The 26451-nt window shown below is 66.5% G+C and carries 19 protein-coding genes and 1 pseudogene; 7 read left to right on the forward strand and 13 right to left on the reverse strand.

Features of this window, described 5'->3' with window-relative positions:
* The first annotated feature begins 15 nt into the window (after positions 1-15).
* On the forward strand, positions 16-921 hold the full coding sequence (gene rpoH, locus MF609_RS05430) for an RNA polymerase sigma factor RpoH (RefSeq protein ID WP_242415295.1): 906 nt from the start codon (positions 16-18) through the stop codon (positions 919-921).
* A gap of 102 nt (positions 922-1023) precedes the next feature.
* On the opposite strand, the pseudogene MF609_RS05435 reads toward rpoH, so the two are convergent.
* Positions 1024-1780, reverse strand: a pseudogene (locus MF609_RS05435) (IS5 family transposase).
* Between the two features lie 271 nt (positions 1781-2051).
* Between MF609_RS05435 and mtgA the strand changes: the two are divergent.
* The gene (mtgA, locus tag MF609_RS05440; protein ID WP_242415296.1) at positions 2052-2777 is read left to right on the forward strand and encodes a monofunctional biosynthetic peptidoglycan transglycosylase; all 726 of its coding nucleotides are present in this window, start codon (positions 2052-2054) and stop codon (positions 2775-2777) included.
* A gap of 176 nt (positions 2778-2953) precedes the next feature.
* Here mtgA and MF609_RS05445 read toward each other — a convergent pair whose 3' ends face one another.
* From MF609_RS05445 to MF609_RS05470, 6 genes are all read right to left on the reverse strand, one after another.
* Positions 2954-3202: a hypothetical protein gene (locus MF609_RS05445; RefSeq protein WP_242415297.1), complete on the reverse strand. Its 249-nt coding sequence runs from the start codon at positions 3200-3202 to the stop codon at positions 2954-2956.
* Positions 3203-3277: 75 nt separating this feature from the next.
* On the reverse strand, positions 3278-3601 hold the full coding sequence (locus MF609_RS05450) for a YbaB/EbfC family nucleoid-associated protein (RefSeq protein ID WP_066689100.1): 324 nt from the start codon (positions 3599-3601) through the stop codon (positions 3278-3280).
* Positions 3598-5244 carry a DNA polymerase III subunit gamma/tau gene (locus tag MF609_RS05455; RefSeq protein ID WP_242415298.1) on the reverse strand — a complete coding sequence of 549 codons (1647 nt, stop codon included), beginning with the start codon at positions 5242-5244 and terminating at the stop codon, positions 3598-3600. Before MF609_RS05455 ends, MF609_RS05450 begins: the two co-directional genes overlap by 4 nt.
* Positions 5245-5310: 66 nt before the next feature.
* Entirely contained in the window at positions 5311-5673 is a 363-nt protein-coding gene (locus tag MF609_RS05460; protein WP_242415299.1) for a hypothetical protein, read from the reverse strand.
* A gap of 78 nt (positions 5674-5751) precedes the next feature.
* Positions 5752-7608 (reverse strand): ABC-F family ATP-binding cassette domain-containing protein, encoded by a 1857-nt coding sequence (locus MF609_RS05465; RefSeq protein WP_242415300.1) that lies wholly within the window; start codon positions 7606-7608, stop codon positions 5752-5754.
* Positions 7609-8016: 408 nt separating this feature from the next.
* Positions 8017-9744, reverse strand: a complete 1728-nt coding sequence (locus MF609_RS05470; RefSeq protein WP_242415603.1) for a class I adenylate-forming enzyme family protein — start codon at positions 9742-9744, stop codon at positions 8017-8019.
* Positions 9745-9925: 181 nt separating this feature from the next.
* Here MF609_RS05470 and MF609_RS05475 point away from each other — a divergent pair, with 181 nt between their 5' ends.
* Genes MF609_RS05475 through MF609_RS05490 form a run of 4 tightly spaced genes read left to right on the forward strand, consistent with a single transcriptional unit; the run spans position 9926 to position 15147 of the window.
* Positions 9926-11950, forward strand: a complete 2025-nt coding sequence (locus MF609_RS05475) for a 3-hydroxyacyl-CoA dehydrogenase NAD-binding domain-containing protein (protein ID WP_242415301.1) — start codon at positions 9926-9928, stop codon at positions 11948-11950.
* A complete protein-coding gene (locus tag MF609_RS05480) occupies positions 11947-13125 on the forward strand; it encodes an acyl-CoA dehydrogenase family protein (protein ID WP_242415302.1) in 1179 nt (392 codons plus the stop codon). The genes MF609_RS05475 and MF609_RS05480 overlap by 4 nt, the downstream gene beginning before the upstream one ends.
* A 22-nt stretch (positions 13126-13147) precedes the next feature.
* Positions 13148-14275 carry an acyl-CoA dehydrogenase family protein gene (locus tag MF609_RS05485; protein ID WP_242415303.1) on the forward strand — a complete coding sequence of 376 codons (1128 nt, stop codon included), beginning with the start codon at positions 13148-13150 and terminating at the stop codon, positions 14273-14275.
* Positions 14275-15147, forward strand: a complete 873-nt coding sequence (locus MF609_RS05490) for an acyl-CoA thioesterase (RefSeq protein ID WP_242415304.1) — start codon at positions 14275-14277, stop codon at positions 15145-15147. Before MF609_RS05485 ends, MF609_RS05490 begins: the two co-directional genes overlap by 1 nt.
* A gap of 189 nt (positions 15148-15336) precedes the next feature.
* Here MF609_RS05490 and MF609_RS05495 read toward each other — a convergent pair whose 3' ends face one another.
* The 4 genes from MF609_RS05495 to MF609_RS05510 are packed head-to-tail and all read right to left on the reverse strand — an operon-like array spanning position 15337 to position 19522.
* On the reverse strand, positions 15337-16416 hold the full coding sequence (locus tag MF609_RS05495) for a catalase family protein (RefSeq protein ID WP_419723060.1): 1080 nt from the start codon (positions 16414-16416) through the stop codon (positions 15337-15339).
* A 58-nt stretch (positions 16417-16474) separates the two neighbouring features.
* Entirely contained in the window at positions 16475-17269 is a 795-nt protein-coding gene (locus tag MF609_RS05500) for an SDR family NAD(P)-dependent oxidoreductase (protein ID WP_242415605.1), read from the reverse strand.
* On the reverse strand, positions 17269-18282 hold the full coding sequence (locus MF609_RS05505) for a phosphotransferase family protein (RefSeq protein WP_242415305.1): 1014 nt from the start codon (positions 18280-18282) through the stop codon (positions 17269-17271). The genes MF609_RS05500 and MF609_RS05505 overlap by 1 nt, the downstream gene beginning before the upstream one ends.
* Positions 18275-19522, reverse strand: a complete 1248-nt coding sequence (locus MF609_RS05510; RefSeq protein WP_242415606.1) for an acyl-CoA dehydrogenase family protein — start codon at positions 19520-19522, stop codon at positions 18275-18277. The genes MF609_RS05505 and MF609_RS05510 overlap by 8 nt, the downstream gene beginning before the upstream one ends.
* A 130-nt stretch (positions 19523-19652) precedes the next feature.
* Between MF609_RS05510 and MF609_RS05515 the strand changes: the two genes are divergently transcribed.
* Positions 19653-20870, forward strand: a complete 1218-nt coding sequence (locus tag MF609_RS05515) for a TetR/AcrR family transcriptional regulator (RefSeq protein ID WP_242415306.1) — start codon at positions 19653-19655, stop codon at positions 20868-20870.
* Positions 20871-21165: 295 nt separating this feature from the next.
* Here MF609_RS05515 and MF609_RS05520 read toward each other — a convergent pair whose 3' ends face one another.
* The gene (locus MF609_RS05520) at positions 21166-22743 is read right to left on the reverse strand and encodes a long-chain fatty acid--CoA ligase (RefSeq protein WP_242415607.1); all 1578 of its coding nucleotides are present in this window, start codon (positions 22741-22743) and stop codon (positions 21166-21168) included.
* Between the two features lie 46 nt (positions 22744-22789).
* Positions 22790-26380, reverse strand: a complete 3591-nt coding sequence (dnaE, locus tag MF609_RS05525) for a DNA polymerase III subunit alpha (protein ID WP_242415307.1) — start codon at positions 26378-26380, stop codon at positions 22790-22792.
* Positions 26381-26451: the final 71 nt, after the last annotated feature.

Genomic DNA, 26451 nt, shown 5'->3' on the forward strand with positions numbered 1-26451 from the left:
AGGGAGTTTCACGCGATGGCAACTGGCAGCAACGTCCCGGCGACGATCCCGGCGCTTGGCGGCGAGGCGAGCCTCAACCGCTATCTCTCCGAAATCCGCAAGTTCCCGATCCTCGCGCCCGAGCAGGAATATATGCTCGCCAAGCGGTTTCAGGAACATGGCGATCCGGAGGCGGCGGCACAGCTGGTCACCTCGCACCTGCGCCTCGTCGCCAAGATCGCGATGGGCTATCGCGGCTATGGCCTGCCGGTCAGCGAACTAATTTCCGAAGGGAATATCGGTCTGATGCAGGGCGTGAAGAAGTTCGAGCCGGACCGGGGCTTCCGCCTCGCCACCTATGCCATGTGGTGGATTCGCGCCTCGATCCAAGAATTCATCCTGCGTTCGTGGAGCCTCGTGAAGATGGGCACGACCGCCGCGCAGAAGAAGCTGTTCTTCAACCTGCGCCGGATGAAGTCGAAGCTCGACGCGTTCGAGGACGGCGACCTGTCGCCCGAGCATCTTCAGAAGATCGCAACCGACCTCGGCGTGACCGAAGAGGAAGTGACCTCGATGAACCGCCGCATGGCGATGGGCGGCGACACGTCGCTGAACGTCCCCATGCGCGAGGATGGCGAGAGCCAGTGGCAGGACTGGCTGGCCGACGACGGTCCGCTGCAGGATTCGGTCGTTGCCGAAGCGCAGGAGGCCGACGTCCGCCACGGGATGTTGGTAGAGGCGATGGACGACCTCAACGACCGTGAAAAGCACATCCTGACCGAACGCCGCCTGACCGACGACCCGAAGACCTTGGAGGAACTCTCCCAGGTCTATGGCGTCAGCCGCGAACGCGTCCGCCAGATCGAGGTCCGTGCCTTCGAGAAGCTGCAGAAAGCCATGATGCGCCTCGCCGGCGACCGCCGGATGCTCGCAGCGGTGTAACAATCAGGGGGGGCGTCCCACACCCGCCCCCCCCAATCGTCATCCCGGCGAAGACCGGGATCCATAACCCATGTGGCCTGCGGCTCTAGGCCGGATCGACATTCATCGTAGCCAGATTACGGCAGCGGCGAGATGGACGAAGCCGGTGAAGTGGATGATGCGGCGGTCGTAGCGAGTAGCGAAGCGTCGGAAATGTTTGAGGCGACCGAAGCATCTCTCGATTTGGTTGCGATGCTTGTAGATGAGGGCATCGTGCGGGATGGCGACCTTGCGGTTGCGCTTGGACGGGATCACCGCCTCGGCGTCCATCGCAGCGATCTGACTACGCAAGTCATTGCCGTCATACGCCTTGTCGGCGAGCACAGCTTTGCCGCGCTGGCCTTCGAGCAGGGCGGGTGCCGAGGCGATGTCGCTGGCTTGGCCGGGCGTGATGCGAAACCGCAAAGGTCGGCCGAACGTGTCGGCGAGCATGTGAACCTTGGTCGTCAGTCCGCCTCGGGAACGCCCCAGCGCCTGATCCTTGCCCCCCTTTTCCGGTCGCCGCCTGCTGGTGAGCGCGAACGATGGTGCTGTCGATCATCAGATACTGATTGTCGCGATCCACCGTCAGCGCCTCGAACACCCGCTCCCAGACGCCAGCGTGGCACCAGCGGCTGAAACGCCGATGCACCGTCTTCCACTTGCCGTAGCGCTCCGGCAGATCGCACCAATGGGCGCCAGAGCGCAGCACCCACAAACATCCATTCACAAACAGCCGGTTATCCGAACCCGTTCGGCCAGGATCAGCCGTCTTGCCCGGAACCAGCGAGGCAATCCGGGACCATTGCGCCTCGCTCAACTCGTACCGCCCGATCCCCATTATCCGCTCCGCGCCACAACACAGATGCTTATGAATCACCGTTCAGCGCGTTTGGGAATCCTGAATGTCGATCCGACCTAGGACAAACGCCAGCTGCCGACCTGCCCCCCCTCCATACGTCGACGGGGGGTATGACCCACTCCGGAGACTGCGCCCGCCCTCCCGTGATCTCGGCGACGTCCGCGATCCATAACCCATGCCGCCAGCGGCTCCTGCGACAACGCCAGTTGCCACCTTGCCCTCGCCCGCTTGCTCCGGCTAGCGAGCCTTCATGGCCGCCCGCTCCGCATCCCGCCCAAAGACCACCGCCACGCGAGGCTGGGGTCGCCGCCTCACCGGCTGGGCGCTCAAGGCCATACTCGGCTTCGTGATACTCTCGGTCCTATGGGTCCTGATCCTGCGCTTCGTGCCGCCGCCGATCACCCTTACGATGCTGGGCGACGTGCCGACCGGCCACGGCGTCACCAAATCATGGCGTCCGCTGTCGAAAATCGACCCCGACATGCCCCGCGCGGTGATTGCAGCAGAGGACAGCCGCTTCTGCGCGCATAACGGCTTCGATTATATCGCCATCGCCAACGCTGCTCGCCGCAATGCCGAGGGCGGGCGCATTCGTGGCGGATCGACCATCAGCCAGCAGACCGCGAAGAACGTCTTCCTGTGGCAGGGCGGCGGTTATTTCCGCAAAGCGATGGAAGCCTATTTCACCGTCCTGATCGAGGCGATGTGGGGCAAGCGCCGGATCATGGAAGTCTATCTCAACGTCGCCGAAACCGGCATCGGCACCTATGGCGTGGAGGCCGGCGCACGCCGCTATTTCAAGCATGGCGCCGACAGGCTGGGCGCACGCGAGGCGGCACAGATCGCCGCCGTCCTGCCGCTGCCCAAGAAGCGCGCCGGCATCGCCCCGACCGGCTTCACCCGCCGCTACGCCCGCACGATCGAACGCCGCATCGGCATCGTGCAACGCGAGCGGCTGGACAGCTGCCTCAAATAAGCACCGTCATCCCGGCGAAGGCCGGGAGCCATGGTAACGGAACGTCGGCCGCATTAACGGAACAGCCCGTATCCATAGATTCCGGCCTACGCCGGAATGACGAAGACTGACTGAAACGAAAAGACCCCGGCTCGCACCGGGGTCTTCGCGATCGTCGTCCTCTCCGGACGGGACCGTTACTTCGTCGCCCGCTCCACCGCATCGCCCGCCTTGTCCGCCGCAGCGCCGACACTCTTCGCCGCCGACGTGACCGCGCCGGTCCGGGCATTGTCGTTGTTCGCGTTGTTCAGCAGGAAATACGCCCCGACGATCACCGCCAGCAGGATCGCGAGGCCGATCAGCAGCCCGCCGCCCGAACCGCGCCGTTCGATGATCGTGGTATGCGGCGCGCCGCTGGTGGTCGTTTCGATACGGTCGGGTTCCATGGCCTCTCTCCCTCAAGATTGATGCAGCCATGAACCGCCACGTCCGCCGCTTGTTCCAGCAGCGTTCCGAACCGGTTAGAACGGCAGCTTGAACCCGGGCGGCAAGGGCAGGCCGTTGGTCAGCTTCGACATTTCGGTCGAACTCGCGGCATCCGCCTTCGCCCGCGCATCGTTGAACGCGGCGACGATCAGGTCCTCCAGCATCTGCTTCTCCGACGGCTGCAACAGCGAATCATCGATATCGACGCCCAGGATGCGCCCCTTGGCCGAGGCGCGGACCTTCACCAGCCCGCCGCCCGATTGTCCGTCGACCTCAATCGTGTCGAGGTTTGCCTGCGCCTTGGTCAGTTCGTTCTGCACGTTCTGCGCCATGGCCATGATGTCGTCGAGATTCTTCATCGCGCGATACTCCCGTCGCTGCGTTGCCAATGATCGAGGGTGGCGTCCGGAAACGCCGCCAGTGCCGCCTGTACCAGCGGCGAATTGAGGACCTGTTCGCGCTCCGATTCCGCCTTCGCCGTTTCCTGTTCGCGCAAGGTCGGTTCGCCCGCCCCCTCGCCGATCAGAACGCGCCAATGGCTGCCAGTGATCCCCTTCAGCGCATTTTCCAGATCACGGGTGAAGTCGGCGGGCAAGGGCCGCGCCCCGCTCAGTTCGACCAGCTGCGGCTCCAGCCGGATCAGCCGCGCGCAATTGCGAAACTGCGCCTCCAGCGAATGCCGACCATGCTTCGACAATAGTTGCGCGACCTGCTCGGCCGTCTCGGGCACCGGGTCGGCGACCGCGACCGGTTCGGCGGCGGGAACGGGCGCGGATGCCGAAGGCGCACCGATCGCCGGCACCTGCCCGGCGGCAAGCTGCTTCGCCAGCGTCCCCGGATCGGGCAGCGACGACGCATGGACGATGCGCAGCAACGCCATCTCGCACGCCTCGATCGGCAACGCCGCGCGCGACACTTCCTCATGCCCCTTCAGCAACAGCTGCCACAGCCGGTGCAGCATCGGAAACGACAGCGCGCTCCACCCGTCGAACGCCGCGCGTTCCTCGGCCGACTGACCCGGCCCGCGATCCCCGCCGACCTTGACGATCGTCACCGCATGGACGGTTTCCAGCAAGGTCCGCAGCACCGACGCCGGATCGACGCCCAGATCATATTGCGCACGCAGCGCCCTGAGCGCCCCCGGCCCATCGGCCTTCAGCAACAGGTCGAACAACGTCCGGATCGCGCCGCGATCCGACAGGCCCAGCATCTGCCGCACCGCATCGGCCCGCACGCCTTCGCCGTCCAGCCCGCCATGGGCAATCGCCTGGTCGAGGATCGACAGCCCGTCCCGCGCAGACCCTTCGGCCGCGCGAGCGATCAGTTGCAGCGCCTCCGGCTCGGCCTCGACCCCCTCGGCCTCGACCACATGGGCGAAGTGCCCGGCCAACAGGTCGGCGGGGATACGCCGCAGGTCGAACCGCTGGCAACGCGACAGGACCGTGACCGGCACCTTGTGCACCTCGGTCGTCGCCAGCAGGAATTTGACGTGCGCGGGCGGCTCTTCCAGCGTCTTCAGCAGCGCGTTGAACGCCGGCGTCGACATCATGTGCACTTCGTCGATGATGTAGATCTTGAAGCGCGCCGACACCGCGGCATAGCGCACCGCCTCGGTCATCTCTCGCACGCTGTCGACGCCGTTGTTCGACGCGGCGTCGATCTCGACCACGTCGATGTGCCGCCCCTCGGCGATCGCGCGGCACGGCTCGCACATCCCGCACGGATCGATGGTCGGCCCGCCCTGCCCGTCCGGCCCGATACAGTTCAGCGCCTTTGCGATCAGCCGCGCGGTCGACGTCTTGCCGACCCCGCGCACGCCGGTCAGCAGGAACGCATGGGCCAGGCGCCCGCGTTTGATCGCGTTGCCCAGCGTCGTGACCATCGCGTCCTGCCCGATCAACTGGCTGAACGTCTGCGGCCGATATTTGCGCGCCAGCACGCGGTATGGCTGCGCGGCGGCAGGCTGTTCGGGGATGTCGAGGGCGAGGAAGGAGTCGGACATTGGGAGTGTCTTAGCGAGTCACAGCGGCGGTGTCGCCTGTCGTGCGCGATCGGGAACGCGGGGTCGTCAGGGGTTGGGCATTACCGGAACGCCCCGGTCACCCCGCTTCATGGCGTCGGGGTTGGATCGACTGGCGTTGAAACCGCGCGGGTAGCTGCGCCGCACGCAGTCGACGATCACCTCGTCCTTCGGTGAAGACTCGGTACTGACTTCTTCTCCTGCCAAGCCGAACGTCTCGATTTCGAAGCGAGCGGCTCCACAGCTACGCAGAGCAGACGCAAGGCCACTGGCCGATCCACCGGCCTTATCAGAATTGAGCTGATGGGGGACGAGGTCGTCCGGCCCGTGCACCCAAAGATACAGTCTGCGGCCGACTGCCTCGGTTGCCCTCCCGCCGTCTGCGCACGCGGTCGCCAGTATCGCAGCCATCAGGGTCGGGACAATTCCGGGATTCATCACCACAGCGTATCACGCTGCCAGTCCGTCGCAACCGCCGCGGTGCATCCCCTATGCCGCCAAAGCCTCCAACGCCTCGTTCGCCTCCATCCACTTCGTCTCCGCCACCTCGATCTCGGTATCAAGACTCGCGCGGCGCTTCATCAGCTGCGCCATGGTCAGCTTCGCCAGCGCCGGGATCGCCTGCCCCGCCATCGCCGCATCCAGCGCGTCACGCTGCTCGGTCAACCGCGCCAGATCGCGCTCGATCGCCTGCGCGCCCTTCTTGAGCACCTGCGCCTTTTCGCGCGCTTCGGCGGCAGCCTTGCGGTCGTTCTTCTTGTTGGCCTTGGCCGCCTTTTCCTTCGCCGAATTGCCCAGCACCAGCGCGATGTAATCGTCGATCGTCCCGTCGAATTCCTTCGCGGTGCCCTCGTCGACCAGCACCAGTCGGTCGGCGGTCGCCTCCAGCATATGCCGGTCGTGGCTGACCAGCAGCACGCAGCCGGTATAGGCATTCAGCGCCTGCACCAGCGCCTCACGCGCGTCGACGTCGAGGTGGTTGGTCGGTTCGTCGAGGATCAGCATGTGCGGCGCGTCGCGCGTAATCAGCGCCAGCGCCAGCCGCGCCCGCTCGCCACCCGAAAGCTTGCCGACCAGCGTCGTCGCCTTGTCCCCCGAAAAACCGAACCGCCCGAGCTGCGCCCGCACGGCGGCGGGCGACGCGCCCTTCATCTGCCGCGTCATATGTTCGAGCGGCGTGTCGTCGGTGCTGAGTTCCTCCACCTGATACTGGGTAAAGTACCCGACCTTCATCTTGCCGGCAGCGTTCATGTCGCCGTCCATCGGCGCCAGCTGCGCCGCCAGCAGCCGCGCCAGCGTCGTCTTGCCGTTGCCGTTGCGGCCCAGCAGCGCGATGCGATCCTCGGGATCGATGCGCAGGTTCAGCCGCTTGAGGATCGGCGTCTCACCATAGCCCACGCTTGCCATGTCGAGCGTGATGAGCGGCGGACGCAGTTCATCGGGATCAGGGAAGTCGAACGACAGGCTGGGGTCCTCGGCCATCGCCGCGATCGGCTTCATCTTGGCGAGGATCTTCAATCGCGACTGCGCCTGCTTCGCGGTCGAGGCGCGCGCCGAGTTCTTCGCGACATATTCCTGCAGCTTGGCCCGCTGCGCCGCCTGGTTGGCGCGCGCCGCCTCCAGCTGCGCCAGCCGCTCGGCGCGCTGCTTCTCGAACGCATCGTATCCGCCGGGATACAGCGTGATCTTACCCTGATGCAGGTGCAGGATATGGTCGACCACGTTGTTCAGGAAATCGCGTTCGTGGCTGACGACGACGATCGTCGCCTTATAGCCTTTCAGGAAGTCCTCGAGCCACATCACCGCTTCGAGGTCGAGGTGGTTCGACGGTTCGTCGAGCAGCAGCACGTCGGGCTGGCTGAACAGCAACGCCGCCAGTGCGACGCGCATCCGCCAGCCGCCCGAATAGCTCTCCAGCGGCCGGTTCTGCATCTCCTCGTCAAAGCCGAGGCCAACCAGAATCCGCGCCGCCCGCGCCGGTGCGCCATAGGCATCGATCGCCAGCAGCCGCTCGTGAATATCGCCGAGGCGGTCGGGATCGGTCACCGTCTCGGCATCGTGCATCAGCCGCGCACGCTCGACATCGGCTTCCAGCACGGTTTCGAACGGCGTCGCCTGCCCGGCGGGCGCTTCCTGCGCGACATAGCCGAGGCGCGACCCACGCGGCATTTCCGCCACGCCATTGTCCGGCTCCAGCTGCCCGGCGATCACCCGCACCAGTGTCGACTTGCCCGCACCGTTGCGGCCGATCAGCCCGACCCGGCTTCCGGGCGGTAGCGCCGCGCTGGCATTGTCGAGGATCGTCCGCCCGCCCAGGCGCACCGTGATACCGTTCAGATTGAGCATGGGGCGCGCGTAGCAGTTTTTGCGGCACTTGCGAAGAGTGGCGCGGAAGGCCTTTCCTACACGATACGTTCCCGGCAGGATCGCTGTCGATCCGCCCCCTCCGTAGGCGCCACCCGTCAGCCCGGGCTTGACCCGGGGTCCCGCTCCTTCTTCCGTCGTTGGCGAGAAGCGGGACCCCGGATCAAGTCCGGGGTGACGAACGGGGATGGACGACTGGCAGAGTCGTGACGCCCCGCTCTTTGACCTTGTGGATCGCCTTCCGCACGAACCACGCGGCGAGTGTGAACTTAGTGAACTTTGCCCCTCGCCACGGCATTTCCAGAGGCCCGCCGTTGGCAAAGCCCGCGTCGTCGGCCAGCGCTTCAGGCGCCGCCGGCCGGCCGTGCCTTGAGGCTCGGCCTAGCTTCGCTAGCCCTGGCCCGGCGCGGCAAACATCTGGCGTAGCTCGCTTTTCAAAATCTTCCCATTGGCGTTGCGGGGCAATACCGTGTCGGAGAAGCGGACCGCCACCGGCACCTTGAACGCTGCCAGCCGCGCGCGGACGAAGTCCTGCAATTCCACCTCGGTCGCTTCGCAACCGGGGCAGAGATGGACGACGGCGGCGGGCACCTCGCCCAGCACCCGGTCGGGCACACCGACCAGCGCTGCGTCAGTGACCGAGGGATGGGCGTATAGCACGTCCTCCACCTCGATCGAATAGATGTTCTCGCCGCCACGAATAATGATGTCCTTGGCCCGGTCGACGATGTAGCAGAAGCCATCCTCGTCCAGCCGCGCGACGTCGCCGGTCCGCACCCATCCGTCGACGAAGGTCCGGGCCGTATCCTCGGGCGCATTCCAATAGCCGCGCACGATCATCGGCCCGCGCGCCCATAGCTCGCCGACCTCACCGATGGGCGGTTCGGTCACGCCATCGGCGGCCATGATCTTCAGGTCGGCGACCGGCACCGGTGCGCCGCAGCTGGTCGGGCGGGCCAGATAATCCTCGCCCAGATGCTGGGTGACGGTCGCCATCGTCTCGGTCATGCCCCAGCCATTGCCGGGCAGCGCCCGGAACACCTCGAAGATGCGCTTGACCAGATCGGGCGCGGACGGTGCGCCGCCATATTGCACGACCTCCAGCGACGACAGGTCGTGGTTCGCCCGGTCGGGATGCTCCAGCAGCTGCCACGCGATGGTGGGTACGCCGCCAGTCACCTGCACCCGCTCCCGCTCGATCAGCGCCAGCGCCTCGCCCGCATCCCATTTGCGCATCAGCACCAGCGTCGTACCCCCGGCCAGCGCCCCCATCAGCGACGCGCTGCACGCCGTCACGTGGAAGAACGGGATGACCAGCAACCCGACCTTCGGCTCCGGCTCGGGCGGCATCTCGCCCCGCCGCAGATAGGAACGCGCCGCGACATAGGCCGCCGACAGGATATTGGTCGACAGGTTGCGATGCGTGCCCAGCGCCCCCTTGGGCCGCCCGGTCGTGCCGCTGGTATAGAAAATCGTCGCAGCATCGTCGGGCGCGATCGCGACCGCGGGCAGGGCAACCTCCGGCAGGGTTGCATAGTCGGCGCAGCTGCCGATCGCATCCTCCAGCCGCCGTTCGATGCCCGTCAGTGGCACCCGCGCCCGCGCGACCAGCACCGCCTCCAACGCCGGCATAGCGCCATAGTCGCCGCCCAGCCGATCATGCCGCTGCCGATCAACGATCAGCACGCGCGCGCCCGAATCGTTGACGCCATAGGCCAGTTCCTGCGGGCTCCACCACGCGTTGAGCGGCACGCAGATCGCCCCCGTCGCGACGACGGCGAAGAACGCGACCGGCCATTCGGGCATGTTGCGCATGGCCAGCGCGACCCGGTCGCCCTTGCCCACACCCATCGCCGTCAGTTCGGCCGCCAGCGTGGCGATGGCGCGATATTGCGCTTCATAAGTGACGCGCTGATCCTCATGGATCGTCGCCAGCCGATCGCCATGGGTCCGCGACAGCGCGACAAGCTGCGTCAGATTGGCTGGGGCATTCTTCCAGACCCGCGTGTCGATCCCGTCGATCGTCACGCTGTCCATCTCGAACGGCTGGCCGGGCGCGGTCAGCGCCGCCTGCACCTGTGCCATCGACATCCGCGGCCAGTCGGACGGTACCGCCATCGTCGCTTCGTTCCCTGCCACGCAACCGCTCCTGCACTATTGTCGAAGGTCGGGTTTGCCCCGATCCGTCGCTTTTCCTTCGCTGCCACTATTGATTGTCATTCCGTGAAAGGCAATAGAATGCGGCAACCCCGCCGGCGTTTAGAAGGACCGGTATGGCAGCTTATGGAGAAGATGCGACATGTCCGTGACAACCGAACGCCATGGCGACGTGCTGGTCGTCACCGCCGACAATCCGCCCGTCAACGCGCTGTCGGCGGCGGTCCGCACCGGGCTGAAGGCCGCGATCGAGGAAGCTGCGGCCGACGATGCGGTCCGCGCGGTGGTCATCGCCTGTGCCAGCCGCACCTTCTTCGCCGGGGCCGACATCACCGAATTCGGCAAGCCCCCGGTCGAACCGATGCTGCCTACACTGGTCGATCAGATCGAAGCATCGGACAAGCCCGTCGTGGCCGCGATCCACGGCACGGCGCTGGGTGGTGGGTGTGAGGTCGCGATCGCCAGCCATTATCGCATCGCCGTCCCCAGCGCGAAGCTCGGCACGCCCGAGGTAAAGCTCGGCCTGCTGCCCGGCGCCGGGGGCACGCAACGCCTGCCCCGCCTGGCGGGCGTCGCGGTCGCGCTGGAAATGGTGGCGAAGGGCGATCCGATCTCGGCGACCAAGGCGAAGGACGCCGGCATCGTCGACCGGCTGGCGGGCGAGGACAGCCTCCTGACCGACGCCATCGCCTTTGCCCGTGAAGTCGCCGACGTCCGCCCCATCCCCCGCGCATCGCAGCGCCCCGTATCGCCCGACCCGGAAGCGGTCGCCGCGTTCGAACAGGCCAACGCCCGCCGTTTCCGCGGCTTCGAAGCACCCGCCGCCAACATCTCCTGCGTCGTGAAGGCGACCGAAACCGACTATGCCACCGGCTCCGCGTTCGAACGCGAACAGTTCATGAAGCTGATGTTCGGCGTCCAGTCGGCCGCGCAGCGCCACATCTTCTTCGCCGAACGCAAGGCTTCGAAGATCGACGGCATCGCCAGCGACGTCGCCCTGCGCCCGATCGAACGGGTCGGCATCATCGGGGCGGGCACGATGGGCGGCGGCATCGCGATGAATTTCCTGTCGGCCGGCATCCCCGTCACCATCGTCGAGATGCAGCAGGACGCACTCGACCGTGGCACCGCCACCATCCGCAAGAATTACGACGCGACCGCCGCCAAGGGGCGGATGAAGCCCGAAGCGGTCGACCAGGCGATGGGCCTCCTCACCCCCACCCTCGACCTGAACGCGCTCGCCGATGTCGATCTGGTGATCGAGGCGGTGTATGAGGAAATGTCGGTCAAACAGGACATTTTCGGAAAGCTCGACGAGATCTGCAAACCCGGCGCGATCCTGGCGTCTAACACCAGCTATCTCGACGTCAACGTCATCGCACAGGCGACGAAGCGGCCGCAGGACGTGCTGGGCCTGCACTTCTTCTCCCCCGCCAACGTCATGAAGCTGCTGGAGATCGTGCGCGGCGATGCGACCGCCGACGATGTGCTGGCAACCGCGATGGCGCTGGCCAAGAAGATCCGCAAGGTCGCGGTGATCGCCGGTGTCTGCCACGGCTTCATCGGCAACCGGATGCTGGAGCCGCGTCAGGTCGAGGCAATGAAGCTGCTGCTGGAAGGGGCGACGCCGGAACAGGTCGACCGGGTCCATGTCGAATTCGGAATGCCGATGGGCCCGTTCCAGATGGCCGACTTGGCCGGCGTGGATATCGGCTGGCACCGCGATCCCAACCGGATCGAGAACCTGCGCGACGCGCTGGCCGCCGAGGGGCGCTGGGGCCAGAAGAAACAGGCCGGATTCTACGACTACGATGCCAAGCGCACCCCGTCGAACAGCCTGCGGGTCGCCGAGATCATCGAGGATTTCCGCAAGCGGACCGGCACGCCCCAGCACGACGTGACCGATCAGGAAATCGTCGAGCGCACGCTCTACACCATGGTCAACGAAGGCGCGAAGATTCTGGCCGAAGGCAAGGCACAGCGCGCGTCGGACATCGATGTCGTCTGGATCTATGGCTATGGCTGGCCGGTCTATCGCGGCGGGCCGATGTTCTGGGCCGATACCGAAGGGTTGAAGAAGATCGTCGAGGGCCTCGACCGGCACGGCTTCGAAGTATCGCCGCTGCTACGCGAGAAAGCCGAACAGGGCGGGAGGTTCTCGGCATGAGCGACCTCGCCCAATTCCGCGCCGATACCCGCGCCTGGCTGGAGAAAAACTGTCCGCCGTCGATGCGCCACCCGGTGCATTCGGACAAGGACGTCACCTGGGGCGGGCGCAACCCGACCTATGCCAACCCCGACCAGAAGCTCTGGCTCGACCGAATGGCCGCGCGGGGCTGGACCGTGCCGGACTGGCCGACGGCCTATGGCGGCGGGGGCCTGTCGCCGGCCGAGGCCAAAATATTGCGTGAGGAAATGGCGGCAATAAACGCCCGCAACCCCCTCTATTCCTTCGGCATTTCGATGCTTGGCCCCGCCCTGCTGAAATACGGCACCGAGGCGCAGAAGCAGGAACATCTGCCCAGGATCGCCCGCGGCGAAATCCGCTGGTGTCAGGGCTATAGCGAACCCGGTGCCGGCTCCGACCTCGCCGGCCTTCAGACCAGCGCGGTCGAGGACGGCGACGACTTCATCGTCAATGGCCAGAAGGTGTGGACCAGCTATGCGGACAAGGCCGACTGGATCTTTTGCCTCGTCCGCACCGACCGCACGACCAAGCAGGCCGGCATCAGCTTCCTGCTGTTCGACATGGCCTCACCCGGCGTCACCACCCGCCCGATCAAGCTGATCTCCGGCAACTCGCCCTTTTGCGAAACCTTCTTCGACGACGTGCGCGTGCCCAAGGCCAATCTGGTCGGTGAACTGAACAAGGGATGGGACGTCGCCAAATATCTGCTCGGCCATGAGCGGGAGATGATCTCCGGCATGGGGCTGACCGACGACCGTCCGCTGATCGAGCGCGCAGTGGAGGCGGTCGGCCTGGACGAACAGGGTCGCCTCGCCGATCCGATGCTTCGTGCCGCGATCGCGACCTTCGACGTCCGCGCCCGCGCCTTCGCCGCCATGTCCGAGCGCTTCCGCGACGAACTGAAGGCGCATCGCGCCCATCCCGCGCAGCCCAGCATGATGAAATATGTCGGAACCGAGCTGAACAAGACCCGCCACGAACTGATGATGGCAGCGGGCGGCAGCGATCTGCTCGAATGGGAAGGTGCCGACAGCCGCGACGGGGCGGAGGCACGGGCGTGGCTGCGCACCAAGGCCAATTCGATCGAGGGCGGCACGTCCGAAATCCAGCTCAACATCGTCGCACGTCGGATTCTCGACCTGCCGACCCAGTGACCTTCTGTCAGAAAGTCCGACCATGCCATTGTTTCTGAACGAAGATCAGACGATGCTCGCCGATACCGCGCGCGAATTTCTGGGCGAGGCCGCGCCGGTCGCGCACCTCCGCGCGCTGCGCGATGCCGACGATCCGACCGGTTTCGACCGCGACCTCTGGGCGAAGTTCGCCGAGATGGGCTTTACCGGCATGATGGTCCCCGAAAGCGCCGGCGGCCTGGGGCTGGGCCATGTCGAGGCCGGCATCGTGCTGGAGGAGATCGGCCGCAACTTGTCGCCGTCGCCTTTTCTCGTGACCTCGGTCGCCGCCGTCGCCGCGCTGACAGGCACCACCGCCGGCGAACGCTGGCTGCCGCAAATCGCCGCCGGCAAGGCAGTCGCCGCGCTCGCCATCGACGAACGGGCGAAGCATGGCGACGGCATCGCAATGACGGCGGAGCGTGCCGGCAACGGCTTCCGCCTGTCGGGAATCAAGCAGTTCGTGACCCATGGTCATGTCGCCGACCTGATCCTCGTCGTGGCACGCACCACCGGCAGCGCGGACGACAAGGACGGCCTGACCCTGTTCGCCCTTCCCGCCGACACCCCCGGCCTGACCGCCGATCCGCGTCGGCTGGTCGACAGCAGCATCGCCGCACGGCTGACCTTCGATAATGTGCAGGTCGATGGCGACGCGGTGGTCGGCGACGTCGATGACGGCGGCACCCCGCTCGCCCGCCTGCTCTCCGCCGCTCGCACCGGTGCCGCAGCGGAGGCGCTCGGCGTAGGCGACGGCGCGGCGACCCGTACGCTCGACTATTTGCGCCAGCGCACGCAGTTCGGCCAGACCATCGGCAGTTTCCAGGCGCTGCAGCACCGTGCCGCGCATCTCTATGCCGAACTGGAGGTCGCCCGCGCCGCCGTCCTGAAGGCGCAGCAACTGCTCGACGACGCCTCTCCCGACGCCGACCTTGCCGTGTCCGTCGCAAAGGCGATGGCCGGCATGGCCGCCACGCTGTCGGTACAGGAAGCGGTGCAGATGCATGGCGGCATTGGCATGACCGACGCGGCTGATATAGGCTTCTTCATGAAGCGCGCCCGCGTCCTGACCGAAATGTTCGGCGATATCGGCTATCACACCGACCGTGTGGCGCGCGCCGGGGGATATTGATGGAGCCAACACCCGACGATCTGATCGCCGGCCTCGTCCGCCTGCTCGATATCGAGGAGATCGACACCGACCTGTATCGCGGCGCGCGCAACCCCGGCGGGGTCGGTCGCGTGTTCGGCGGGCAGGTGATCGCGCAAGCGTTGCAGGCGGCCCAGCGATCGATCGGCGGAGAGAAGATCGCCCATTCGCTCCACGCCTATTTCATGCGGCCGGGCGACGAACAGCACCCGATCGTCTATCGTGTCGTGCGCGATTTCGCGGGGCGCAGCTTCGCCAATGCGCGGGTGATCGCGATGCAGCGCGGACAGGCGATCCTGAACATGGCAGCCTCGTTCCAGCTGCCCGAAGACGGACTGACCCATCAGGACGCGATGCCCGACGTTCCGCCCCCGGAAGCATTGCCGACCGACCGGGAAATGCGGGAGACGATGCAGGATCGCATCCCGGAGAAATATCGCCGCCTGTTCCTGCGCGCCCGCCCGATCGAAATCCGCCCGGTCGAACCCGCGCACTGGACCGATCCGACCAAACGCGCGCCGTTGCAGCATGGCTGGTTCCGCGCGGTTGCACCGATCGGCGACGACATGACGCTGCACCGTGCGATCCTGGCCTATGCCAGCGACATGATGCTGCTCGGCACCTGCATGTTGCCGCACGGCGTCCATTGGCTGACCGACACCATGCAAACGGCCAGCCTCGACCACGCGCTCTGGCTGCACGAACCGTTCCGCGCCGACGACTGGTTGCTGTACCAGACCGACAGCCCGTGGGCCGGCCACGCCCGCGGCATGAACCGCGGTCGCTTCTTCAGCCGCGACGGACGATTGGTGGCCAGCGTCGCACAGGAAGGGCTGGTGCGGGTGCGGGGATGATCGCGCGGATGGCCACGTGCCCCTTCCCGCCCCGAACGTCATCCCAGCGAAGGCTGGGATCTCATGGTTGCAGTCCGGGACAGGAGCCGCAAGAGGCCCCAGCCTGCGCTGGGGCGACGTGATGGGGCATATGGGTCACCGGGAAACCGCGGCCCCGCGCAAGCGGCACGGAACCACTAAGGCATAGCCTCACCCCGGCTCATGCAACGGACAGCCGTTGAACCGCCGCCGATACTGAACCGAATGGTCATAGATCGGCTTGCGCACCCGATTGACGCCGCCCAACGGCTGATGCGCGGCAAGGCCGGTCCAGACGCTGAAGCGCAGATTGTCATCGACCTCGGCCACCTTGTCCGCCGACCAGCTGTCCTGCGGCTCGGTGCGGATCGTCGCGACGGTGACGAACGGGCTGACATCCTCCGGCCACGGCGTTGCCGCATCTTCGATCGGCTGAGCATCGGTATCGCGGAGCAACTGCACGCGCACTTCCCATTCGCCCCGTACCCGGCGCGCGTCCGCCTGCACGTCCTCGCGAATGGCATCGGGGCGACCGCTGGTATCGACCACGGTATCGGTCAGGGCAGTCAGGTCCGGCGACACCGGCACCAGCTGATATTTCGCGACGAACGCACCATGGCGGAAGGGCGTGGCGGAGAAATAGGTTTCGCCCAGCGGATGGACATTCTTCGACCCGCCCATCGTCTTCAGCAGCGTGCTTTCGGTACCGACCGCTTCCAACGCCGCCTCGGCCCCGCGCAGGACATAGGACAGCGCCTTCTTGGCCCATTCCGCCTTGTCGGTGGTTTTGGCCAGCAGCTTCAGGTTGCCGGCGAACTTCTCCGGCGTCGGTGCGGCAAAGCCGGGGGCGTTGACCATCACGAAATCCTGCGTCCGCCCCGCCGCACCCGGCAGGCGTTCGCCCTCGACGTCCAGCACCTTCCACGCCAGCCCGCGCGGCAGACCGATCGCGTCGTCGAGAATATCACCCGGATTGGTCGAGAACCGCAGGATGACGGGGTGCGTACCCGGCGTCGCGAACAGCCCCTGCGCCAGTTCGGGCGGCAGGTCGTCATGAATCGTCAGTTCACCCTTCAGGATGCCATGCCCCTTGGCGTGAACCGCACGCACCGCCCTGCCGTAATCCTTGGACGTCGTTTCGAGGATCGTGTCGAACGACTCCTCCATCTGCTTGACCGTCTCGGCCTCGTCCGGCTGCGGCTGTTCGAGCCCGGCCGAATAACGGATCGGCGGTTTCAGCATGGCGGTCATCGGCAAACTCCTTTGTCTCAGAGCGAGAAAGGACGGCCGCTGCAATCGTTCCGCGCCGTCAGACGGCGGTACGCCCATAGTCCTGCCGGGTCACCGGATGGCTCGACGACAGCCCGCCATCGACCGCCCATGCCTGTCCGTTGACATAGCTCGCCTCCGCCGACGCGAGGAACAGCACGACCGCCGCCACCTCCTCGGGCTCGCCACCGCGACGCAAGGGGTTCAAGCGCCCGATCCGCGACTCTTTCCCATGCTGCCGGGCATGATCGTAGACCATCGCGGTCATGCCGGTTTCGATGAGGCCCGGGCACACCGCATTCACCCGCACGCCCGACCCCGACAGCTGCTGCGCGGCGGTCTGGACCAGGTTGATGACCCCCGCCTTCGACGCGGAATAGGGTGCGCCGCCCGCCCCGGATCGCAGACCCGCCACGCTGGCGGTACACACGATCGCCCCGCCACCCGCCGCCGCCATGACCGGCGCGGCGTGACGGATCGCCAGGAACGGACCGATCAGGTTGACGCGCAGGATCTCCGCCCAATCCTCCGCCGTCGTATCGAACAACCCGGCGATGCCGCCGGATATACCGGCATTGGCATGGACGACATCGATCCCGCCGAACGTCTCGACGCCGAGGGCAATCGCGCGCGCCACGTCCGCATCGTCGCCGGCATCCATGGCGCAGCCGACCGCGCGGCCGCCCATGTCCTCGATCATCGCCGCTGTCACGTCAGCCTGCACCACATCACCGCACACCACCCCCGCCCCTTCGCGGGCAAAGGCCAACGCAGTCGCCCGCCCGATGCCCGATCCCGCCCCGGTGACCAGCACCGACTTCCCCGCAAAGCGCATCACGCCCCCGCCTTCTTCGCAAAATCCCATGCCATCGCCGCCAGCATCGGCACCCGCTCCGCCATCGCCGCCGCCTGCGCGCTGGCCGCATTCCCGTCGCGCACACGCTGCTTGATGCCCTGCACGATGCCGGTCAGGCGAAAGAGGTTATAGGCGAAATACCAGTCGAGCCGCGGCACGTCGCTTCGCCCCGTCGCCGCGCAATAGCGCGCCACCACCTCGTCCACCGTCGGGATACCGCTATCGGCACCCGCCAACCCCTTGATCCCCGACCGGCCGTCCGGTTCGGTACCCCAGTTCATCAGCAGATAGGTGAAGTCGGCCAGCGGATCGCCCAGCGTCGACAATTCCCAGTCGAGCACCGCGACGACGCGGGGCGCGCCGTCCGCAAAGATCAGATTGTCGATCCGGTAATCGCCATGGACGATCGACACGCGCTCCTGCTCGGGCACGGTACGCGGCAGCCATTCGATCAGCCGTTCGACATCGGGCAGATCATCGGTCTGGCTCGCCCGGTACTGCCGGGTCCAGCGCGCCACTTGCCGCTCGAAATAATTGCCGGGCTTGCCGTAATCGCCCAGCCCCACCGCAACCGGATCGATCGCGTGCAGCGCCGCCAGCGCATCGATCATCGCGTCATAATGCGCGCGCCGCTCGGCGGGTGTCATCGCCGGCATCGATCCGTCCCAGATCGTCCGTCCCGCGACCCGTTCCATCAAATAGAAGGGCGCGCCGATCACCCCTGCATCCTCGCACAGGGCAACCGGCCGAGGCACCGGATAGCCGGTCGGATGCAGTGCCGAGATCAGGGCAAATTCGCGCTCGACCGCATGGGCGCTGGGCAGCAACGGCCCGAACGGCTTGCGCCGCAACACGAACGATCCGGCGGGCAGGTCGATGCGATAGGTCGGATTGCTCTGCCCGCCCGGATAGCGGGTGACCGCGACCGGCCCCTCGCCCACGGTCGCCGTCAGCCACGGCGTCAGCCGCGTCAGGTCGAGGTCATTATCCATCGGCCACCTTCGCGAATTCGGCGCGGGCGATGGCGCGGTTATGCACCTCGTCCGGCCCGTCGGCAAAGCGCAGCGTGCGTACCCCGGCCCATGCGGCGGCCAGCGGAAAATCCTCCGACACGCCGCCCCCGCCATGCGCCTGGATCGCATCGTCGAGGATCTGTAGCGCCATGGTCGGCGCCTGTACCTTGATCATGGCGATCTCGCCCTGCGCCGCCTTGTTGCCGGCACGGTCCATCATGTCGGCGGCCTTGAGACAGAGCAGCCGCGTCATCTCGATATCGATCCGCGCCCGCGCCACGCGCTGTTCCCAGATCGAATGCTCGGCGATGGTCTTGCCGAACGCCACCCGCGACTGCAGCCGCTTCGCCATCGCCGCCAGCGCCATTTCGGCCACACCGATGGTGCGCATACAATGGTGGATGCGCCCCGGCCCCAGCCGTCCCTGCGCGATCTCGAACCCGCGTCCTTCCCCCAGCAACAGGTTGGCGGCGGGTACGCGCACCTTCTCCAACACCACCTCGCCATGGCCGTGCGGCGCATGGTCATAGCCATAGACCGGCAGCATCCGCTCGATCCGGACGCCGGGCGTATCCATCGGCACCAGGATCATGCTCTGCTGCTGGTGCCGCCGGGCTTGCGTGTCGGTCTTGCCCATCACGATCGCCACCTCGCAGCGCGGATCGCCCGTCCCCGACGACCACCATTTGCGCCCGTCGATCACATAATCGTCATCGTCGCCGTCGCGCACGATCCGCGTCTCGATATTGGTCGCATCCGACGACGCCACCGCCGGTTCGGTCATCAGGAAGGCGGAGCGGATGCGCCCCTCCATCAGCGGCCGCAGCCACCGCTCCTTCTGCTCGCGCGTGCCATAGCGGTGCAGCACCTCCATATTGCCGGTGTCGGGCGCGGAACAGTTGAACACCTCGCTCGCCCAATGCCACTTGCCCATTTCCTCGGCGCACAGCGCATATTCGACGTTCGACAGCTGCGTCCCCTCGAACGCAAAACTCTCATCGACCAGCGGCGCTCCCGAATGCGGCGGCATGAACAGGTTCCACAGGCCGGCAGCCTTGGCCTTTTCCTTCAGCGGCTCCAGCATGGCGACCGGTGCCCAGCGATCGCCGCTCGCGACCTCGCGATGGTAGTCATGGTCGGCGGGGGCGACATGCTCGGCGATGAACGCCGCCACGCGGTCGCGATATTCGGTTTCGCGCGCACTGAACCGAAAGTCCAACATCCGTCTCCCGTTGCAACTGTTTTGCCCGGTCTATGCCATACCGCATATTCGGTAAAGCACGGATGACGTCGCGGCGCGGTGCGAAATTTTGGCTTGGGGTCCACACCCGATCTGCTAGGGTCACAGGATGACGACGACCGACGGGGCCACCAAGCGCTATCGCGCCAAACGCGACGCCATCCTTGCCGCAGCGGCGGAGGCGATCAACGAAGCGAGTGCCAAGGGCATGACCTTCGCCGATGTCGCGCGCCGCGTCGGCCTCAATACCACCAGCGTCACCTATTATTTCAAGCGCAAGGAAGACCTTGCCGCCGCCGCCTTCGACCACACGCTCGACTGGCTGCAGGCGACGTTGGACGAATCACTGGCCGAGCCGACACCGCAGGCCCGTGTCGCGAAGTTTCTCGCCATCCATTTCGACCGACAGCGCCGGATCGAGGCAGGCGAGGAACGCCCCGTCGCCATGCTGTCCGACCTGCGCGCGATGGAGGACCCGTTCAAGGCGCGCCTCCTGGCCGGCTGGCGCGAGGTGTTCCGCAAGACCCGCACGCTATGGGGCGAACCGCGCGACCGGATCGCGAAGGATGTGCAGGGCGCCCGCGCGCACATGTTGCTGGAGAACAGCTTCTGGCTGACTGTGTGGCTCGATCGCTACGAACCCGACCAGTATGACCGGGTACAGGCGCGGCTGATGGACGTGTTCACCCATGGCCTTGCCGGCCCCGGCCAGCGCTGGGACCCCCAGCCGCTGCTGCTCGAACAGGCGGATGCGGAGCCGGCGCGCGACGCCTTTCTGCGCGCCGCCACGCGCCTGATCAACGAACTGGGCTATCGCGGTGCCTCGGTCCAGCGGATCGCGTCCGAACTGAACGTGACAAAGGGTTCGTTCTACCATCATCTCGACGCCAAGGACGATCTGGTCGCCGCCTGCTATCAATGCAGCTTCGACACGATCTCCGCCGCACAGCGCGCCGCCGACCGCGACGGCGGCAGCCATTGGCAGCGCCTGTCCAGCACGCTCGCCACGCTGGTCGACGCCCAGTTCACCGAACAGGGACCGTTGCTCCGCACGACCGCGCTCGCCGGCCTGCCCGGCGGCGTGCGGCAGGCGATGGTCGATCGCTCGAACCGCATCGCGCGCCGCTTTGCCGGCACGATCAGCGACGGCATCGCCGAAGGATCGGTCCGCGCCGTCGACCCGCTGATCGCCGCCCAGGCGCTGATGGCGCTGCAGAACGCCGCCTTCGACATGCGCAGCTGGGCCTCGACCATGCCGCGCGATCGCGCGGTCGGCTTCTACGCCTCGACCGTGATGACCGGTCTGTTCACCGATCCGGCGCTATAGCGCAGCCGTTTGCGGCGCTCGGCGTCGCCTCCGATCCGGCAATGCGACGACGCACGGAAGCGATGGCCATTCGTAACCGGAGTGACCGTCTCGCGCAGGTGCCCCGTCATCGCGCGCCAAGGCCGATGCAACATTGAACGACCATTTCGCATTTTCGTCATTCCCGCGCAGGCGGGAATCCATAGCCGCTGACGTTTCAGCCGGATGCGCGACGCCGGCGTTTATGGACTCCCGCCTGCGCGGGAGTAACGATGGGCATGGAGCGGTCGTTAAGGGAGCTTGAGATCAGCCGGCCCTAACCGGCCAGCACGCCCCGATATTCCTCACGCAGCGCGGCCTTCTTCAACTTCCCCGTCGCGCTGTGCGGCAGGGCTTCGACGACGATCACCCGGTCCGGCAGCCACCATTTTGCGACCTTCCTCGCCAGATGCGCCAGGACCGCATCCGCATCGACTTCCATGCCGGGCCGCTGCACGACCAGCAGCACCGGCCGCTCGTCCCAGCGCGGATGCGGCACGCCGATCGCCGCCGCCTCGGCAACGCCCGGACAGCCCACCGCCGCATTTTCCAGATCGACCGAACTGATCCACTCGCCGCCCGACTTGATGACGTCCTTGGCCCGGTCGGTAATCTGCATCGTGCCATCGGGGTGCAGCATCGCCACGTCGCCGGTGTCGAACCACCCGTCCGCCGTCAGCGCATCACCGGCTTCGTCGCGGAAATAGCGTTTGATCACCCACGGCCCCCGCACCTGCAAGCTGCCCGAGGTCGCACCATCGCGCGGCAGCACCGCGCCCTCCTCATCGACCGTGCGCAGTTCGACGCCGAACGGCACCTTGCCCTGTCGACAGACCTGATCGACCCGCTGGTCGAAGGACAGTTCGTCCCAGTCCGCCCCCGGCGCCCCCATCGTGCCGATCGGCGAGGTTTCGGTCATGCCCCAGGCGTGGTTGACCCGCGCCCCCATCCGCATCAGCCGCTCGATCATCGCGCGTGGCGCGGCCGATCCGCCGATCGTTACGACCTTCAGATGCTCCGGCGCCTGTCCGGTCGCGTCCATATATTGGAACATGGCGAACCATACGGTCGGCACACCGGCCGAATGCGTCACCCGCTCGCGGTTCATCAGGTCGCATAGCACCGCCGGATCGTTGACCGCCGAGAACACGATCTTCGCCCCCACCGCCGGCGCGGCAAAGGGCAGGCCCCATCCGACCGCATGGAACATCGGCACCACCGGCAGGCAGACGGCACGCTGCGACAGGTCGAACTCGTCGGGCTGTAGTTCGGCGATGGCGTGCAGCACGTTCGATCGATGGGTATAGACGACGCCCTTCGGATCGCCGGTCGTCCCGCTGGTGTAGCAGATCATGCACCGGTCGCGCTCGTCGCCCTCGACCCAGGCATGATCGCCGCTTTCGGGCGCGATCAGCGCCGCGAAGCTGTCCGGCCCCTCTCCGTCCATGACGATGAAATGCTCGATGCCGGGCAGGCGCGGCTTCATCCGCTCGACGATGGGCGCGAACACCGCATCGTACAGCAGCACCCGGTCGCCGGCATGGTCGGCGATATAGGCAAGCTGGTCGTCGAACAGGCGCGGGTTGATCGTATGGATGATGCCCCCCATCCCGATCACACCGTACCACGCGATCAGGTGGTGGGCATGGTTCATCGCCATCGTCGCCACCCGGTCGCCGCGCTCAATGCCCAGCCGTTCGAGCGCCTGCGCCAGTCGGCGGGCGTCGCGCGCGATCCCCGCCCAGTCGGTCCGCGTCTCGCTGCCATCGGCCCAGCGGGTAACGATCTCGCGCCGCCCATGCTCGCGCTCGGCATGATCGAGCAGCCGCGGTACTCGAAGTTCGAAATCCTGCATTCCGCCCAGCACGCGCGCTCTCCTTCGCGAACGGGGCATAGTGCCCCTATCCTACGGCGGCGAGCGGTGCCTTCACCGTATCGAACGCCGAACTGGCAACACCTTGCAGCCTGGCGACGCGTTCGGCAAGCTCGCCATCGATCCGAAAATCACGGCCCAGGCATACCCGTGCTTCGATTCCGTTGGCGGCGGGCACCGAAACCCAGATTTCGCCCCGCGCGCCGCGCTCATGCTGGACCAGTCCGGCCAGTGCCGGATAGGCGGCGGGATCGTCGATGGTCAGGTCCAGCCGCAACCGCACGTCGCGCGCGATCACGTCGAACGGCTTCAACGCCTTGACCGTCGCCCGCGCGCTCTCGTCGCCCGCCCGCCGGTCCAGTTCCAGCGTGAACAGCCCGCATCCGCCGACCTTGCCCGCCGCTTCCAGGTCGTTAGCCGGCCCTTCGTCGAAACAGGTCACCGGCACCTGTCCGGTCGCGTCCGACAGCGTCGCCATCATGTACCTTTTGCCCCGCGCCGAGGTCCGCCACCGCGCATCCTCGACCAGTGCCGCCACCGTAGCGCCGACCCGGCCGCCTTCCGGCACCGGCGTATCGGCCAGATCGGCGATCTTGCGCGCGCCATGCGCACTGGCGAGATGGGCGTAGCGGTCGAGCGGATGGGCCGAGAAATAGAAGCCGAAGGCATCCTTCTCCGCCGCGATCGCCTCGGTCAGCGTCCAATGGACGTCGGGCAGGCGGATCGCCGTCTCGACCGCGCCGCTCGCCTCGCCGAACAGCCCGCCCTGTCCGCTCGACCGGTTCGCCTCGGTCCGCTGCGCCGTCGCCATCAGCGTATCGGCCAGCGCATGGACGCCAGCGCGGTCGCCGACGATATTGTCGAACGCACCTGCCGCCGCCAGCGTCTCGATCTGGCGCTTGTTCAGCAGCTTGGGGTCGACCCGCCCGGCGAAATCGTCGAGCGACTTGTACGGCCCCTTCGCCGCGCGCTCCTCGACCATCAACTCCATCGCGCGTTCGCCCACGCCCTTCAGCGCCGACAGCGCATAGCGTACCGCCAACCCACCCTCCGGCGTCTCCTCGACCCCGAACGTCGCGTCGCTGGCGTTGATGCACGGCGGCAGGCAGTCGATCCGGAGCCGCTTCATATCGTCGACGAAGATCGCCAGCTTGTCGGTCTGCGCATAATCGAACGCCATAGATGCCGCGAAGAACTCCTGCGGATGATGCGCCTTCAACCACGCCGTCTGGTAGGCCAGCAGCGCATAGGCCGCCGCGTGGCTCTTGTTGAACCCGTATCCGGCGAACTTGTCGATCAAGTCGAACAGTTCGTTGGCCTTCGCCTCCTTGATGCCGTTCACCTCGGCACAGCCCTTGACGAAGATCGAACGCTGCGCGTCCATCTCCGCCTTGACCTTCTTGCCCATCGCACGCCGCAGCATGTCCGCGCCGCCCAGCGAATAGCCGGCCAGGATCTGCGCGGCCTGCATCACCTGTTCCTGATAGACGAAAATCCCGTAGGTCTCGTTCAGGATCGGTTCGAGCAGGTCGTGCGGATAGATGATCTCCTCCCGCCCGGCCTTGCGCGCGCCGAAGGACGGAATGTTGTCCATCGGCCCCGGCCGGTACAACGACACCAGCGCGATGATGTCGCCGAAATTGGTCGGCCGCACGGCGGTCAGCGTCCGCCGCATCCCTTCCGATTCCAGCTGGAACACGCCGACCGTGTCGCCGCGCTTCAGCAGTTCATAGGTCTCGGCATCGTCCCAGAGCAGGCTGTCGAGATCGACCACGACACCCCGCCGCGCCAGCAGCTCGACCGCGAATTTCAGCACCGACAGGGTCTTGAGACCCAGAAAGTCGAACTTCACCAGCCCCGCGCCTTCGACATATTTCATGTCGAACTGCGTCACCGGCATGTCGGAACGCGGATCGCGGTACAGCGGCACCAGCTGCGCCAATGGCCGGTCGCCGATCACCACACCAGCCGCGTGGGTCGACGAGTGGCGAGGCAGGCCTTCCAGCTTCATGGCGAGATCGAGCAGCCGGCGCACGTCCTCCTCCCGCTCATATTGCTGGTTCAGCTCCGACACGCCGTTGATCGCCCGGTCCAGCGTCCATGGATCGGTCGGATGGTTCGGCACCAGCTTGGCGAGGCGGTCGACCTGGCCATAGCTCATCTGCAGCACGCGGCCGGTGTCCTTCAGCACCGCGCGCGCCTTCAGCTTCCCGAAGGTGATGATCTGCGCCACCTGATCGCGGCCATATTTCTGCTGGACGTAGCGGATGACCTCGCCACGCCGCGTTTCGCAGAAGTCGATGTCGAAGTCGGGCATCGACACGCGTTCCGGGTTCAGGAATCGTTCGAACAGCAGCCCCAGCTTGATCGGGTCGAGATCGGTGATGGTCAACGCCCATGCGACCGCCGAGCCTGCACCCGAACCACGCCCCGGCCCGACCGGAATGTCGTGGTCCTTCGCCCATTTGATGAAGTCGGCGACGATCAGGAAATATCCCGGGAACCCCATCTGGCAGATGACGTCCAGTTCGAAGTCCAGCCGACTGAAATAGTCAGGGAACCGCGCGACCAGTTCGTCCTCGGACAATTCCGGGGTGGTGCCGGTGGCCGCCGGGGCCGGCGCATCCTCCCACGGCGCGGGGGCTTCCACCGCCACTTCGGCCTGCACCATGCCCGCTTCCAGCGCGACGATCTTGCGCAGGCGATCGACCAGCCCGGCACGCGAATCGGCACGCAGCTTCAGCGCCTCGCCCTCACGATCGCCGGCAAGGCTGGGCAGGATCGGCTTGCGCTTGGGGGCCGCCACCGCACAACGCTGCGCGACGACCAGCGTGTTCGCCAACGCCTCCGGCAGGTCGGCGAACATCTCCTGCATGACGGTTGCCGGCTTCAGCCACGCCTCGGGCGACGAGCGCTGGCGATCCTCGCTCGCGACATAGCTCGACGATGCGATGCACAGCATCGCGTCATGCGCGTCGTGGAAATCCGCCTCGGCGAAACAGCACGGATTGGTCGCGACCAGCGGCAGGTCCCGGGCATATGCCAGGTCTAGCAGATGCGGCTCCGCGCGCTGCTCCACCGCCTCGCCCCGCCGCGCCAGCTCGATATAGAGCCGGTCGCCGAACAATGCCTGCAACCGGTCGGCATAGGCGAGCGCTTCGTCCTCACGACCGGCGGCGAACAATCGCGCCAGCGCGCCGTCGCCGGCACCGGTCAGCGCGACCAGCCCGTCGCTGCGCCCGATCAGCGCATCGATCGGCACATGCGCCGGAATTTCGACCGGCCGGTCGAGATGCGCCATCGACACCAGCGCACATAGATTGTCGTAGCCCCGTGCATCCTGCGCGAACAGCGGCAGCCAGTCGATCTCCGGCTCGTGCCCCTCGACCCCGCCCGGCCGTGCGACGGCCAGCAGCGTGCCGACCACCGGCTGCACGCCCTGATCCTTGCACGCGTCCGAAAACGCCATCGCGGCATAGAGGCCGTTGCGATCCGACAGACCGGCGGCGGGAAAGCCCAGCTTGCGTGCGACCTTGGCGATCGCCTTGGGGTCGATCGCGCCTTCCAGCATCGTGAAGGACGAGAAGATACGAAGCGGTACGAACCCGGAATGCGCCATGGAAGGAACGTAACCATCCGGGGATGATTCGACCAGTGCGCCCGTCCGGAACCGCGACGAACCACACCCGT

This window comes from Sphingomonas panni (assembly GCF_022664435.1).
GTDB classification, from domain to species: Bacteria; Pseudomonadota; Alphaproteobacteria; order Sphingomonadales; family Sphingomonadaceae; genus Sphingomonas; species Sphingomonas panni.